The sequence below is a fragment of the Shewanella algicola genome, from assembly GCF_014648035.1.
Taxonomy (GTDB): Bacteria; Pseudomonadota; Gammaproteobacteria; order Enterobacterales; family Shewanellaceae; genus Shewanella; species Shewanella algicola.
In genome coordinates, this window is sequence record NZ_BMQI01000051.1 from 1 (window position 1) to 15,404 (window position 15,404).

The 15,404-nt window shown below is 43.4% G+C and carries 13 protein-coding genes and 1 riboswitch; of the genes, 5 read left to right on the top strand and 8 right to left on the bottom strand.

All coding sequences use genetic code 11. The features are described 5' to 3' along the window. Window positions 1–120: 120 nt before the first annotated feature. On the bottom strand, window positions 121–531 hold the full coding sequence (locus IEY42_RS17850) for an H-NS histone family protein (RefSeq protein WP_188926655.1): 411 nt from the start codon (window positions 529–531) through the stop codon (window positions 121–123). 437 nt (window positions 532–968) lie between these two features. Here IEY42_RS17850 and IEY42_RS17855 point away from each other — a divergent pair, with 437 nt between their 5' ends. From IEY42_RS17855 to IEY42_RS17870, 4 genes are all read left to right on the top strand, one after another. Then, the gene (locus IEY42_RS17855; protein ID WP_188926656.1) at window positions 969–1,718 is read left to right on the top strand and encodes an electron transfer flavoprotein subunit beta/FixA family protein; all 750 of its coding nucleotides are present in this window, start codon (window positions 969–971) and stop codon (window positions 1,716–1,718) included. Between the two features lies 1 nt (window position 1,719). Continuing rightward, window positions 1,720–2,643 carry an electron transfer flavoprotein subunit alpha/FixB family protein gene (locus IEY42_RS17860; RefSeq protein ID WP_188926657.1) on the top strand — a complete coding sequence of 308 codons (924 nt, stop codon included), beginning with the start codon at window positions 1,720–1,722 and terminating at the stop codon, window positions 2,641–2,643. A 317-nt stretch (window positions 2,644–2,960) separates the two neighbouring features. After that, window positions 2,961–3,175, top strand: a riboswitch (Lysine riboswitch). 79 nt (window positions 3,176–3,254) lie between these two features. After that, the gene (locus IEY42_RS17865; protein ID WP_188926678.1) at window positions 3,255–4,814 is read left to right on the top strand and encodes a Na+/H+ antiporter NhaC family protein; all 1,560 of its coding nucleotides are present in this window, start codon (window positions 3,255–3,257) and stop codon (window positions 4,812–4,814) included. Between the two features lie 145 nt (window positions 4,815–4,959). Continuing rightward, window positions 4,960–5,538, top strand: coding sequence for a thymidine kinase (locus IEY42_RS17870; protein WP_188921217.1), 579 nt, complete (start codon window positions 4,960–4,962; stop codon window positions 5,536–5,538). 107 nt (window positions 5,539–5,645) lie between these two features. Here the strand turns inward: IEY42_RS17870 and IEY42_RS17875 are convergent, their stop codons facing one another. Both IEY42_RS17875 and IEY42_RS17880 read right to left on the bottom strand, forming a co-directional pair. Then, window positions 5,646–7,436 carry an acyl-CoA dehydrogenase C-terminal domain-containing protein gene (locus IEY42_RS17875; RefSeq protein ID WP_188926658.1) on the bottom strand — a complete coding sequence of 597 codons (1,791 nt, stop codon included), beginning with the start codon at window positions 7,434–7,436 and terminating at the stop codon, window positions 5,646–5,648. A 394-nt stretch (window positions 7,437–7,830) separates the two neighbouring features. Beyond that, a complete protein-coding gene (locus IEY42_RS17880) occupies window positions 7,831–9,024 on the bottom strand; it encodes a cation:proton antiporter (protein ID WP_188926659.1) in 1,194 nt (397 codons plus the stop codon). 286 nt (window positions 9,025–9,310) lie between these two features. On the opposite strand from IEY42_RS17880, the gene IEY42_RS17885 reads away from it, so the two are divergent. Then, window positions 9,311–10,168, top strand: a complete 858-nt coding sequence (locus IEY42_RS17885) for a universal stress protein (protein ID WP_188926660.1) — start codon at window positions 9,311–9,313, stop codon at window positions 10,166–10,168. Between the two features lie 52 nt (window positions 10,169–10,220). On the opposite strand, the gene IEY42_RS17890 is transcribed toward IEY42_RS17885, so the two are convergent. The 5 genes from IEY42_RS17890 to IEY42_RS17910 form a co-directional block, all read right to left on the bottom strand. After that, complete coding sequence (locus IEY42_RS17890) at window positions 10,221–10,877, bottom strand: 3-oxoacid CoA-transferase subunit B (protein ID WP_188926661.1); 657 nt, start codon at window positions 10,875–10,877, stop codon at window positions 10,221–10,223. Window positions 10,878–10,890: 13 nt separating this feature from the next. Then, the gene (locus tag IEY42_RS17895) at window positions 10,891–11,595 is read right to left on the bottom strand and encodes a CoA transferase subunit A (RefSeq protein ID WP_188926662.1); all 705 of its coding nucleotides are present in this window, start codon (window positions 11,593–11,595) and stop codon (window positions 10,891–10,893) included. Between the two features lie 68 nt (window positions 11,596–11,663). Next, a complete protein-coding gene (locus IEY42_RS17900) occupies window positions 11,664–12,554 on the bottom strand; it encodes a hydroxymethylglutaryl-CoA lyase (RefSeq protein WP_188926663.1) in 891 nt (296 codons plus the stop codon). Beyond that, entirely contained in the window at window positions 12,555–14,585 is a 2,031-nt protein-coding gene (locus tag IEY42_RS17905) for an acetyl/propionyl/methylcrotonyl-CoA carboxylase subunit alpha (protein WP_188926664.1), read from the bottom strand. Next, the gene (locus IEY42_RS17910; protein WP_188926665.1) at window positions 14,585–15,400 is read right to left on the bottom strand and encodes an enoyl-CoA hydratase-related protein; all 816 of its coding nucleotides are present in this window, start codon (window positions 15,398–15,400) and stop codon (window positions 14,585–14,587) included. The genes IEY42_RS17905 and IEY42_RS17910 overlap by 1 nt, the downstream gene beginning before the upstream one ends. Window positions 15,401–15,404 lie beyond the last annotated feature (4 nt).

The window sequence follows — 15,404 nt, forward strand, 5'->3', positions numbered from 1 at the left end:
TTATCTGTACTTCTATTAGATCAAAGCCCTAGACGAATGTCTAGGGCTTTGTCAGCAGTCTGAGGCTTACCTAAGTAAGCCCTTTGTTATTAATATTTGATTACATTGTTACCAATATTGTTATTCCATACCAGGAATTAAAAATTGGTCCATGCTTTTACCGCTATCAATTTGGTTTTTGAATACTGTTGGCATACGGCCTTGGCCAGTCCACTGGATTAATTCACCGTCAACAGTGATTTGATATTTTGGTGGACGAGGTGCGCGTTTTGTCTTTGTTGCTTTAGGTGAAGATGTCACGTCACCTAAATCTTCGATAGATAAACCACTGTTTTCGATTTGAGCTAGAATTTCTGCAATGCGAGCATTACGTTCAGCATTTGCTTCAAGTTCTAATTTCTCTTCTTCTTCGCGGTCAGCAATAATTTTTTCAAGCTTAGCTGCTGTGTCACGCAAATCATCAAGAGATAATTCCTTAACTGCAGCTTTAAAGCGACGACCGTGGGTTAAAATATCTAAAAAGTCACTCATGTTGTTTAGTTTCCTAATGATTTGTTTTCAAAAAATGAAAAATGATAAAGGTTAAATTGTCCAACGTACAAGGTAAATTTCAGTATTGCATATGGTTTATTTAGGTCGTTATTATATATTTTTCTGAGATTTAATCTCAGTTGAATATCAATATAGCTTTAATTAATACTGAATATAGGTGTAATAATAGAAACTATTGAGCAATGGATCAAATTAAATTAACGATATAATAGATTATTTTAAATAATTGAGCGTATATTTCGTTATCTGCTTTATGACATGTTTAGTTAGATTGCCACTAACAAAGCTAAAAAAATCTAAACAAGCGTTTGAATGTGATTGACGTTAACGTTAACAGGCCGTAAAGTGAACCCATCTTGCATTGGCTATAGCCAGTGTGTTGTCCACATACATTGAAGGTGTAGGAAGGAAAACCTATGAAAGTATTGGTACCTGTTAAACGCGTAGTCGATGCCAATGTGAAAGTCAGGGTAAAAGCTGATAACACAAATGTTGATACGACAAACCTTAAAATGGCGTTAAACCCATTTTGCGAAATTGCAGTAGAAGAAGCCGTTCGTTTAAAAGAAGCAGGCATCGCGACTGAAGTTGTTGTGGTGAGTGTGGGCGCTAAAGTGGTGCAAGAGCAATTAAGAACCGCGATGGCATTAGGGGCCGACCGTGCAATACATATCGAAACCGACGAGGATTTAGTTCCGTTGTCGATTGCCAAGCTGTTAAAAGCAGTGCAAGAAAAAGAACAAGCCCAACTGATTTTGTTTGGTAAGCAATCCATTGATGGCGATAACAACCAAACCGGCCAAATGCTTGCCGCATTAACCGATATGCCACAAGCAACATTTGCTTCTGAAGTGAAGTTAGATGGCGACAAGGCAACGGTAACACGTGAAATCGATGGTGGTTTACAAACGTTAAACATGCCTTTACCGGCTATTGTCACCGTTGATTTACGTTTAAATGAGCCGCGTTATGCATCATTGCCAAACATTATGAAAGCGAAACGTAAACCACTCGAAACCTTAACGGTTGCAGATTTAGGTGTAAGCTTAAAAGCGCATCAAACCGTGATTAAAGTGACCCCACCTGTGGATCGTAAAGCGGGCATTCTAGTGTCTTCAGTTGAAGAATTGGTTGAGAAGTTAAAAAACGAAGCGAAGGTGATCTAATATGGCCATTTTAGTATTAGCAGAACACGATAACGTCAGTTTAAAAACTGATACGGCAAAAGTGGTCAGTGCAGCAACGGCCATTGGTGGTGATGTACATGTATTGGTTGCCGGTCATGATTGTGCTGCTGTGGTAACTGCTGCACAAAGCCTTGCGGGTGTCAGTAAAGTGTTGGTTGCGGATAGCGCAGAATATAGCGCGCAATTGGCTGAAAATGTATCAAAATTAGTTGTTGAACTTGCCGCTGATTATGATCATGTATTGGCAGCGGCGACCAGCGTAGGTAAAGATACTTTACCTCGCGTTGCAGCATTATTAGATGTATCACAAATTTCTGAAGTCATTGAAGTGGTGAGTAGCGATACTTTTGTTCGTCCAATTTATGCGGGTAACGCATTGGCAACAGTGCAAAGTTTAGATGCTAAAAAAGTCATGACAGTGCGCTCTAGTGCATTTGATGCTGCAGCTTCAACCGGCAGCGCAGAAGTCGTTAACCTTACTCAGGCTATTGCTGCGCGCACAGAGTTTGTATCGCAAGCGTTAACTGAATCGGCTCGTCCAGAGCTGGGTAATGCTGGTATTATCGTGTCAGGCGGCCGTGGTATGGGCAGTGGTGAGAACTTTGCTATTTTAGAACAGCTTGCCGATAAGTTAGGCGCTGCAGTGGGTGCATCTCGCGCGGCGGTTGATGCTGGCTTTGTACCTAACGATTTACAAGTCGGTCAAACGGGTAAAATCGTTGCGCCAGACTTGTACATTGCGGTCGGTATTTCTGGAGCTATTCAGCATCTTGCCGGTATGAAAGATTCAAAAGTGATTGTGGCTATTAACAAAGATCCTGAAGCACCGATTTTCCAGGTGGCTGACTATGGTCTAGTGGCTGATTTATTTGAGGCCGTCCCTGCACTAAACGGCCTAGTTTAACGCGACGACGGTTGTCTTGAAGGTCAAAACCTTTTGGATAGTCTGTTCACCTATTTAAAGGTTTCTACTTTATTTAAGTAGAAACCTTTTTTATTGCTCATTTTGCAGCGAATACCAATCCGTAATAGATCAGTTGTTGGTTTTGTACTCAGAGTCTTAGTGTCTATTTGATTTAAAAACGTTAAACTAATGCTATATACTTGTGATTAACATGGTGCTTTTGTTATTGAGACAGCATTTTTGCGTTTTTTTACTAGCACTGTATGACCCATTTATGATTTTATATTGGCGCTTTTTGTAATGTGGTTCTTACAACAAGCAAAAGTAGAGGTGCATTGCATAAGAGTCGTGTTGAATTGGGTGATTCCGATAATTCAGCATAAAAGGATGCAATGCCGAAATAAATGAGTTGATCAACCTCATTTGTTGGGGCAGTTCTCGAAAGGGACTGCACTGTCATAGTGTTTTTATCGACATGATAAAAAATGATATTCATATTAAATGGGTATAGCTGTGGAGTGCTACTAGTAATGTTAATGCATGCACTTTCTGTGTATGTTTAGCCTTATTTCTAGTTTTTCTCCATTCGTATCCCACGAAGAAAAAAATAAATTATGATAATAAGTTATGCCGATTCGGCACTGTCTGTTTTGCCACCTGTTGTGGCGATTACGCTGGCCATATTAACCCGTAAAGTCCTGCTTTCTTTAGGGGTAGGCATTATTTTTGGTGCGTTATTATTGACTGATTTTTCATTGCTTAGCAGTGGTGAATATATTGCGACAACGGTGAGTCAGTTAGTGTGGAAAGATGCAGCACTGAATAGTTGGAACGTCTACATTTTAGGCTTTTTAATTGTATTAGGGATGATTACTGCATTAATTACCGTGAGTGGTTCTGCACGTGCGTTTGCTGATTGGGCTAAATTGCGTATTCGCAATAAGCGTGACGCTAAATTAATGACCATGTTTTTGGGGTGCGTGGTCTTTATTGACGATTATTTTAACAGTTTAGTGGTTGGTTCAATTTCTCGTCCTATCACTGATCGTTATCATGTTTCTCGCGCAAAACTTGCCTATATTCTTGATTCGACCGCAGCGCCAATATGCGTTATCTCTCCGGTTTCTAGCTGGGGCGCTTACATTATTGCATTAATCGGCGGTATTTTAACGGCGCACGGTTTTGCTGATACAGGTCATTTGAGTGTGTTTATACAAATGATCCCAATGAACTTTTACGCACTTATTTCGTTATTGTTACTTTTATGCGTAGCAACATTTAGCTTAGACGTTGGGCCTTTACGTCAGCATGAGTTAAATGCGCTTCGTGGCGATTTATTTGACGAATCTAAAGGCCAACCGCCAGGGGCAACAGCTGACTTACCTGAAGCCGATACAGGTAAAGTGATTGGTTTATTCTTACCTATCGCGATATTAGTGTTTGCGACGGTGTATTTTATGGTGTCTAGCGGTGCAGATGCATTAGCGTCAAGTGAGTTACCTTTTAGTGTATTAGGTGCATTTGAAAATACCGATGTCAGCTCATCACTCTTTTTTGGTTCTATTGTGGGCTTTATTGCTACTGTAGTGCTTGCTATTAAGCAAAAAGTGGCATGGTCGATGTTATTACAGGGCATGCGAGTTGGTGCACTTTCAATGTTACCAGCGGTCTATATCTTATTGTTTGCTTGGACGATTGCAGGTGTGATTGGCGAGCTTGAAACCGGTAAATATATGGCGAGCTTAGCCACCGACAATATTCCTTTTGCACTATTACCTGCAGGGTTATTTTTATTAGCGGGCGTAACAGCATTTTCAACTGGGACCAGTTGGGGGACCTTTGGAATTATGCTACCGATTGCTGCAGATATGGCGATGGGCAGTGACAGCACCATGATGTTACCTATGTTGGCCGCTGTGTTGTCTGGCGCGGTATTTGGCGATCATTGTTCGCCGATATCGGACACCACTATCTTGTCATCAACGGGGGCGAGTTGTCATCATATTGACCATGTTGTGACGCAATTACCTTATGCGCTCATCGCTGCGACTATCAGCCTAGTGGGTTATACTGTTTTAGGGTATACCGCATCGCTAGTGGCAGGACTGATAAGTTGTGCAGTGTTGTTTGTGTTGAGTGTTGTGATACTGCATTTTTGGGCTAAAAAGTAATCTCAAGCTTAGATTCAAACCTCATAAACGTTGCGTATTAAAAAATGCCGTATTCATAACGAATACGGCATTTTTGTTTGTTGTTAGCATGTTAAACCAGTTACTATAAGCCGCATAAATTGACCAACGATTAGGACACTAAATTTTGGCGCAACTGTACTTTTATTATTCGGCGATGAATGCCGGTAAATCGACTTCATTGCTGCAGTCTTCTTATAATTATCGTGAGCGCGGGATGCATACCCTAGTGATGACGGCGTCGATAGACAATCGTTATGGTGTCGGCAAAGTGTCATCCCGTATTGGCATTGAAACAGATGCGCAGGTATTTGGTAGTAATGATAATTTAATTGAACTTATTTCGACTTCTCATGATGAGAAAAAAATCCATTGCGTACTGGTCGATGAAAGTCAGTTTTTGAGTAAAGAACAGGTGCGTCAGTTAACACATGTGGTCGATAATATGGATATTCCCGTGTTGTGTTATGGGCTGCGTAATGACTTCCAAGGTGAACTGTTTCCCGGTAGCCAATATCTATTAGCCTGGGCAGACAAATTAGTTGAGCTTAAAACGATTTGTCATTGTGGCCGTAAAGCAAACATGGTGGTAAGACTGGACCATGAAGGTAAGCCGATGCGTGAAGGTGAGCAGGTTGCTATTGGCGGGAATGAAAGCTATGAGTCAGTTTGCCGTAAGCATTTTCGTGAGTTTTTGTGGGATTAAGGTTTAGCTAATTGTCGTTCGTATTTGGTTAAGTTTTATTTTATAAAAAAGCCGCTTCAATTGTATTGAAGCGGCTTTTTTACGGTTTTTACCGGAACATACCGTTATTAAAAATCGGCTTCGGCGAAATCAACAATATTAGCACTACTAGATTCAATTTGTTTGCGTAAGCTACGAGTTTGGCTCCCCCAATAACTCATAAAAAACTGTGCTGTTTTTAGTTTAGCTTGGTAAAAGCTTGTCTCTTCGGTACCGGCTTCTATCGCTGCTAATGATGTTGCAGCAACACGAGTCCACATCCAGGCAAGGGCACAAATACCGAATAACTGCATATAAGCCATTGATGCCGCACCAATTAAGTCGGGGTTTTTACTGGCTGATTGCACAATAAATCCGGTGGCTTTTTCAAGATCGCCCGCCGCATCCATTAACCCAGCAAGATAAGGTTTCATTGCATCATTAGTAGCATGTTGCTGCACGAGCTCTTTGACCATGCCGGACCATAGCGTTAATGCAGCGCCTTTATCTGCCAGTAATTTACGGCCAACTAAATCAAGTGCTTGTACACCATTAGTGCCTTCATAAATCATCGCGATACGGATATCACGGACAAACTGCTCCATACCCCATTCGTTAATATAACCATGGCCGCCATACACTTGTTGCGCATCTACGCAGGCTTTAAAGCCCTGGTCGGTAACAAACCCTTTAACAATGGGAGTGAATAGTGCGGCAAGTGCAGAGGCTTGTTTCGCTTTAGCAGGATCGGTATGACGCTCTGCTTGATCAAGCCATAATGCTTGTTGGCCCATTAGCGCACGAGTCCCTTCATTGAACGACTTTTGTGACAACAGCATACGGCGAACATCACCATGCACAAGCAATGAGTCAGCGGTTTGGTCTGGTTGTTTAACCCCACTTAAAGCCCGGCCCTGGATACGGTCTTTGGCATAAACTAATGCGTTTTGATAAGCAATGTCTGACACGCCTAAGCCTTGAATACCAACACCTAAACGCGCTTGGTTCATCATGGTAAACATGGCTTTTAGGCCTTGATGTGGCGCGCCAACGAGTTCACCTATTGCACCATCAAAATGCATCACACAGGTTGAATTACCGTGAATGCCCATTTTGTGCTCTAAACCGGTAGCACTTAATGTGTTGGCTTCACCTAAACTGCCATCGGCATTGACTAAAAACTTAGGTACGGCAAATAACGAAATCCCTTTTACGCCATCAGGTGCATCGGGTAGTCGAGCTAATACTAAGTGAATGATATTGTCGGCTAAGTCATGATCGCCAGATGAAATAAAGATTTTTTCTCCGCTTATGGCATATACATTATCAGCCACAGAAACGGCTTTTGTGCGCAGTAAGGCTAAATCAGTCCCGGCATGAGACTCGGTTAAGTTCATGGTGCCAGTCCATTCCCCGCTCACCAATTTGGCGAGGTACTTTTGTTTAAGCGCATCGCTACCATGTACATGAATTGCTGAATATGCACCATGGGTTAACCCTGGGTACATTGCAAATGCCATGTTAGTGGCTGTTTTCATTTCGGTGGCAAATGTACCAATAACCTCAGGTAAGCCTTGGCCACCAAATTCAGGGTCGCATGTTAATGTTGCCCAACCATCTTCTACATATTGTTTGTAAGCTTGCTTAAAACCTGTTGGTGTAATGACTTTTCCGTCAACCAGTTTACAGCCCTCTAAATCACCGCTGGCATTCAGTGGCAGCATAATGTCGGTGGTAAAGTCTGCAACGCCTTGCAAAATCGCGTCAGTGAGATCGGCATCTATTTCATCAAAACCACGTAAATCAGTTTGTTGATAGATGTTCAGCAATTCAGACAAAATGAATTGGTAATCACGCAGAGGAGCTTGGTAAATAGGCATAAGTCATTCCTTGGTTGGTTATTGCTTTTACGGTTTGGGTGACCGAGGTAATTGTCACTGGTCCGATGTTTGTTTTGTTAGTCACATAACATACCCAATTTCGAGTAAAAACTCAGTATTATTTTTACGTAAGCGTAAACTTATTTGTTAGGCGTTAACGTCACGATGAATTGACTGTGAACATTGATACCCATATTTAGTGGTAAAAGATCATAGGTGAGCGAAAACAAAATGGCTTAAGTCGGGTCTATTAATATCTTAAATGCGCCATAAAATGAGTGCGCAAGTTGGCTTATAAACTGAGGGGTGATATGAAGGTTAGGGGAGATACTGCAGATTAAAATGATGTCATTTAGATAAAACACTGCAATATATTCTTAAATAACGGCAGTATTTACTTGGATTGTCGACGTAAGGTCAATTTTAACATTAGCGGCCCAATCAGTGTCGTTAAAGCAATCACCATGACTAAAATCGCAAATTCTTTCGGGTGAATCACCCCAAGCTGGCGGCCCATTTCAGCAAATACGAGTCCTACCTCGCCACGGGGAACCATCGCAGAGCCGACAATACACCTTTCTTGCCAATTAGAACTGGCTGTCAGTCCTGCAATAAACTTGGCCGCAACAGCAATGAACGTTAATCCAAGCAATAATAGTATCCCCATTAAGCTTAAATCTAACTGACTAATATCCAGGCTAATTCCTACATAGACAAAGAAGATAGGGCTGAATAATTGCACTAATGGTTTAGCTGATTCTTCAAGTTTATAGGTAAAAGCATATGGGTTTTTGAGATACCGATTAAAGGGAGAGGTGAATTGTCTTGATAAGCCCATGCCTACGGCAAAACCGCCTAAAATGGCTGGCGTGCCAAACCAGTGGGCTAACCAAGCAAATAGACAAATTAATGCCATCACAACCATGACTTCATAGCCCGGAATACTGGCTTTAAGGTGCAGCCAACGAGTTACATAAATAATGCTTCTCACTAACGGCGGGCTAAGGATAATAAATGCAGCAATCATGGCAAATAGCATCAAGGTTGAGCCAATAGAAAACTCGCCTGATGAGGCAAAATTAAACAGCGCGCTTAATAAAATCACCCCGACGATATCGTCGATAACGGCAGCGCCAAGAATGATATGCCCTGCAACACTTTGCGTTTGATTATTTAAGCTTAATACCCGCATTGAAATACCAATGCTGGTGGCTGTGAGGGCGCAGCCAAAAAATAGTGCGTTAAAAGGAGGGATAGAAAGCCAATACATGCTGGCGATACCGCAAGCCAATAACGGCATCGCAATACCGAGTAACGCCACACGCATTGCTTTACGGCCAGAATTAGCCAGATGTTTGATTGAGGTTTCGCAGCCGATATCAAATAAAAGCAATATCACACCGAGTTCGGCAATGATGGCTAAGGTGCTATGTGGCGTAACCCAATTGAGCAGTGACGGGCCAATAACAATCCCCGCGGTGACTTCTCCCACCACGCTCGGAAATCCTAATCGTGCACTCAATTCACCTAATAAGCGGCCGCTAACTAGAATGATAAAAAGCGCCATTACAAAGCTGTCTATTGCCATCCCATGTTCCTTAAGTTGGGCAATATGTGTTTGATTATTTTGATCTAACAAAGTTGATGTTGATCAATTTTTGTATCGATACTTATGCATAAAGTTACGCTATTGGCTAAGCTAAAGATAGTTGTTAGTTCACGTTTTATTGAGAATGTTATTGCGTATGTTGCAGTCGTTAATGTTGAGGTGATGGGGTACTGTTTCTCTTATATCGCGACAATATTGATATGCGAAAAATATATAGGACCTAGGACACAACATTAATCATTAACACGCCCATAAGGAGATTTAAATGAACAAAATGTTTGTTATTGCTCAAATGGAAAGAGCCCACACTGATGCTATTGCTCACGGGTTAGCATTAGCGAAGCAATTAAATAAACAAGCCGAAGTGTTTGCTTATACTTATGCATATTTAAGTGGCGCCGACCGTGATAACCCAAGGTTAGCGGGCGTGGCTCAAAAAGCCTTAATGACTCAACGAGAAAAACAATTACAAGCCCATTTAGATACGCTCGATGCTGAAGATGTGCCATTGCATGTGATTTGGAGTAAGTACCTTTTTGAACATGCTTGTAGCCATGCGCAGTGTCATGGTTTTGATTTAATAGTTAAAGCGGTTCACCATGCCGACCATTATTTACCGACCGACTGGCAGCTTATTCGCCATACGACAGTGCCTTTATTATTGCTCACCAATAATCCACTCAATAATGGACAAACGACCTTAATCTCAATCGACCTAGGCACCAGAAACCTTGCGAAACAGCGCCTTAATGATGCTGTGATTGCCCATGGAAAACAGCTTGCTAAAGCGACGGGGACAAAGCTACATGTGGCTTACGTACTTAGAATTCCGCAAATTGTGCGCGATATGGATTTGCTTGATATTAATGCCCTGGTGAAAAAAGCGTATGCGGAGCACAAACAAAAAATTGCTGAAATGGGTGTTGATGCTGATTGCATGCACATTATTACTGGTGAGCCAGAGTTGTGTTTATTTGAATTAGCCTGCCGCTTAAAAAGCCAATATTTTGTAGTAGGAGCAAGGCAGCGCCAAGGGTTGTTAGGACGAATGATTGGCAATACTGCTGAAGCCATTTTAAGTCGAATGCGCAGCAATGTATTGGTTATCCCAACTGAAGAATAATGTTTAAAAAAGCCCGGTAAAAACCGGGCTTTTTGCAAATAACACTTAAATTTTAAAATGTCATTTCGGGCACGTGTTCTGGCACGATAAGCTTACCCGCAGTTTTAGCCACAATTTCATCAACTGTTACGCCTGGTGCACGTTCGAGCAAATGAAATGCGCCATCTTTAATTTCCATAAAGGCTAAATCGGTCATCACCCGTTTAATGCAGCCATATCCGGTTAACGGTAACTCACATGTTGATAATAATTTTGAGTTGCCGTGTTTGTCGGCATGCATCATGGTGACAATTATATTATCAGCACCAGCGACTAAATCCATTGCGCCGCCCATGCCTTTAATCAGCTTGCCTGGGATCATCCATGAAGCGATAGAGCCGTTAACATCAACTTCAAATGCACCTAGTACGGTAAGATCTACGTGGCCGCCACGGATCATCGCAAAACTCTCTGCCGATGAAAAAAATGATGCACCAGGTACAGCGGTAACCGTTTGTTTACCCGCATTAATAAGGTCTGCATCAATTGTCTCTTCGGTAGGGAATTCACCCATACCCAATAAGCCATTCTCAGACTGCAGCATGACTTGCATGCCCTGTGGAATATAGTTAGCCACAAGGGTTGGAATACCAATACCAAGGTTTACGTAAAAGCCGTCTTGTAATTCTTTTGCTACGCGCTGGGCGAGTTGTTCTCTGGTCAATGCCATGGTGTTATCTCCCTTATTTCGCAGCTTTGACGGTACGTTGTTCGATACGTTTTTCAAAGCTGGCTTTGATGACGCGATCAACATAAATACCGGGTGTATGGATGTGGTCTGGATCGAGTTCGCCTGGTTCAACAATCTCTTCTGCCTCGACGACGGTAATTTTACCTGCGGTAGCCATCATTGGATTAAAATTGGCGGCAGTTTTACGGAACACTAAATTACCCATGGTGTCGGCTTTCCACGCGCGAACTAAAGCAAAATCTGCCGTTAATGATTCTTCTAATACGTAATGACGACCTTTAATTTCACGGGTTTCTTTGCCGTCAGCTATCGGCGTGCCGTAACCGGTGGCGGTGAAAAATGCCGGAATACCGGCGCCGCCAGCACGGATTTTCTCGGCCAATGTGCCCTGTGGCGTGAGTATGACATTAAGCTCACCAGACAACATTTGTTGTTCAAAGGTGGCATTTTCGCCAACATAAGAGGCTATCATGGTCGAAATTTGATGTTGTTGAAGCAATAAGCCTAAACCAAAATCATCAACACCCGCATTGTTTGAAATGGCGGTTAAGCCTTTTACACCCAATTTAACCATGTGGTTAATTAAGCCCTCAGGAATACCACACAAACCAAAGCCGCCGACCATAATGGTCATGTCGTCATTCAGTCCTGCTAGTGCTTCGTCATAGCTGTGGACGACTTTATCGAATCCTGCCATCTTGTTGTCCTTATTGTTATGTTCACAACGGTGAGTATTTTTCTGCTAACCAGTGTGAGTATATGTGATTATGTTCTGATTGCATTTGCCACTTTAGACCCACTAGCGCGCCCCAAAACGCGGCTAATGTTGTCGCCCGCTAATGCAAGCTTAGTTAAATCAATGCCGGTATCAATTCCCACCCCATGGAGCATGTAGACTAAATCTTCAGTGGCGAGATTGCCCGACGCACCTTTGGCATAAGGACAACCACCTAAACCTGCAACTGAGGCGTCAAACACGCTAACACCGGTTTCAAGGCAGGCGAATATGTTGGCTAATGCTTGGCCGTAGGTGTCATGAAAGTGCAGGGCTAATTTGTCTATTGGCACCACTTTGGCGACAGCCTCAACCATTTGCCGCGCTTTAATGGGTGTACCCACACCAATGGTGTCGCCTAATGAGATTTCGTAACAACCCATTTGGTAAAGGAGCTCAGAGACTCTCGCGACTTCACTCACTGCAATGTCGCCCTCGTATGGGCAACCCAGTACACAAGATACATAACCACGAACTCGGATGTTGTGCTTTTGAGCCGCTCCGATGAGTGGTGCAAAGCGCGCAATTGACTCATCGATAGAGCAATTGATATTTTTCTGACTAAAGCTTTCTGATGCAGCGCCAAAAATAGCCACTTCATCAGCACCAGCCGCTAATGCTAATTCGAACCCTTTTAGGTTAGGGGTGAGGGCACTGTAAACCACATTGGGTTTGCGCTTTATTTGACGCAATACATCATTCGAGTCTGCCATTTGTGGTACCCACTTAGGTGACACAAAGCTGCCTGCTTCAATACGTTTAATGCCGGCATCGGCAAGTTGATCAATTAATATCAACTTGTCTGCTGTACTCACTGGCACCTCATTTTGTAGGCCGTCACGGGCACCGACCTCAAAAATACTCACGTTAGTCGGTAACATTTAAGCTTCCTCGGGTTTAGCTTCTGAGGCTAATGGTTCAACGTTTAACAGTTGTGCTCCGTCACTGACAAGCTCACCGCTTTGGAAATAAAACTCGCTGACCACACCGTCAAACGGGGCTTCAATGGTGTATTCCATTTTCATGGCTTCCATGACTAATAAGCCTTGGCCGGCTTTAACGTGCTGGCCCACTTCCACTAAATGCGTTACAACAGTGCCATTCATTGGTGCTTTAAGTTTATCGGCATGGTTTACAACTTCTTCGACGACTTGAGCCAAAATGGCTTTAAAGTGATAACTGCCAGAAGGTAAAAATAACGTAAAATCATCGCCTTGATGGCTAACAGGCACTTTGCTTTTATGGCCGTTGATTTCAGCAAGCAGTAAATCGGCTTTTAGCTCGCCCGCTAAGCTCAACACTTGGTCGTGTAAACACAATTGATATTGGTCGCCCATGGCAATCAGTAGTAAATCATGTTGTTGAGCATCACTAGCAGCGTCAGTTAATAGCGACACATGATGCACGCTTGAACTGTTGAGTCTAAAACCGCTCACCAAACCCCAAGGTGAATATGGATCTGCGCTGTTGATGGCTAACGCTTTTGCCGCTTGTTTGCGTGACAACACTTGAAACAGACCTGCGAGCGCTAACGCGGTATCGGCTTCAATAGCCGCGTCACCAATTAAGGTGTCACCATAGCGCTCAATAAAGTCAGTACAGAAGTCTGCCGCAGCAAAGGCTGGGTGCTCTGCAATATTGGCTAAAAACTCGATGTTATGTTTAAGACCACTGATTTGATATGACTCAAGCGCATGGACTAAACGTTGCAGCGCGCGCGGGCGTGACTCGTCCCACACAATCAATTTGGCGATCATCGGGTCGTAAAAGTTACTGATGACATCGTTTTCACGAATGCCTGAGTCGATGCGCACATGGCGGTTTTGTTCAGGCTCACGTAAAAAGTTGAGTTTACCGCTGGCAGGTAGAAATTCGTTTTGTGGGTCTTCAGCGTAAACGCGCACTTCAAATGAATGGCCATGAATACGCACTTCATCCTGGCGCAGCGGCAATTCGCCACCACTGGCAACAATCAACTGCCATTTTACGAGGTCTTGGCCTGTCACCATTTCGGTTACTGGGTGCTCTACCTGTAAACGAGTATTCATTTCCATAAAGTAAAAGCTGTTGTCCGTATCAAGCAAAAACTCAACCGTGCCCGCGCCAACATAATCAATAGCTTTAGCAGCAGCCACGGCAGCATTACCCATTTGGGCGCGAAGCTCATCAGACAAACCTGGAGCTGGGGCTTCTTCAACCACTTTTTGATGGCGACGTTGAATAGAGCAATCACGATCAGATAAGTAAATGGCACTGCCATGAGTATCGGCAAATATTTGTAATTCAACATGGCGCGGTTGGCGTAAGTAGCGCTCCATTAATAGCTTGTCATTACCAAATGATGAGGTGGCTTCACGACGTGCAGACTTTATGGCGTCGAGAATTTCACCGTCGTTTTCAACGATACGCATCCCTTTACCACCGCCGCCGTAAGCCGCTTTAATCAGCAAAGGAAAACCAACAGCTTTTGCTTCAGCGATTAAAGTCGCATCGGTTTGATCGTCGCCGTGATAACCCGGCACTAAGGGTACATTGGCTTTTGACATGATTTCTTTAGCGGCACTTTTACTGCCCATGGCGTCAATGGCGTCGCTACCCGGGCCAACAAAGGCTATGCCATTTTGCTCGCATTGACGGGCAAATTCGGCATTTTCGGATAAAAAACCATAACCAGGGTGAATCGCTTCAGCACCTGACTTTTTGGCAATCTCGATAATTAAATCGGTTTTTAAATACGAGTCAGCAGGGGCGCTGCCGCCTAGGTAAAACGACTCATCAGCCATGGCCACATGGCGGGCATCTTTGTCGGCATCGGAATAAAGGGCGATGGTGCGAACACCCATGGTTTGCGCGGTTTTAATGATACGGCAAGCAATTTCACCACGGTTAGCAATCAGTAATTTGGTAAACATTATTGGGCTCCTTGCGGATCAGATTCTAGGTGTTGCCATGCGGGTGGTCTTTTATCAAAAAACGCATTAAGCCCTTCTTGGCCTTCATCTGATACACGAATACGGGCAATTTTTTCGCTGGTAAAATCGAGCGTAGCGTCATTAATTACGCCATCTTCTAAATGTGATATTAAGGTTTTTGCCCATGCCATGCCCTGAGGACTGTTGGCATTAAATGCGTCGATAAAAGGGACCACCGCAGCATCTAAGTCATCGTTAATGTCGTGAATAACTTGATGGGTTAAGGCTATATCAGCACTAAAACGTTCAGCGGTGAGCATAAAGCGACGCGATTGACGATTACCCATGGCACGAACCACATACGGGCTAATGACCGCAGGAATAAGGCCGAGTTTCACTTCGCTTAAGCAAAAACTGGCGCGAGTATTAGCAATGGCAATATCGCAGCAACAAATTAAGCCTAATGCGCCACCAAACGCGGCACCTTGCACAAGGGCAATGGTCGGTTTTGGGAATTTGTCGAGTACGTGCATTAACTTGGCAAGCTGGTGGGCGTCGGTGAGGTTTTGCTCAAAGTCCATCTGTGCTTGTTTGCGCATCCAATTAAGATCGGCTCCAGCGCTGAAATTTTTGCCATTAGCACGCAATATTAACATATTGCACTGGCTGTCTTTGGCAAAGTGTTCGATAGCCTGGATCATCTCGCTAATCATCACTTCATCAAAGGCATTATGTACTTCTGCGCGGTTTAGCACGAGTTGCGCCACACCTTGCTCAAGGCTGCATACAATGTGTTTATAGGGTGTAGATGTCATTTTT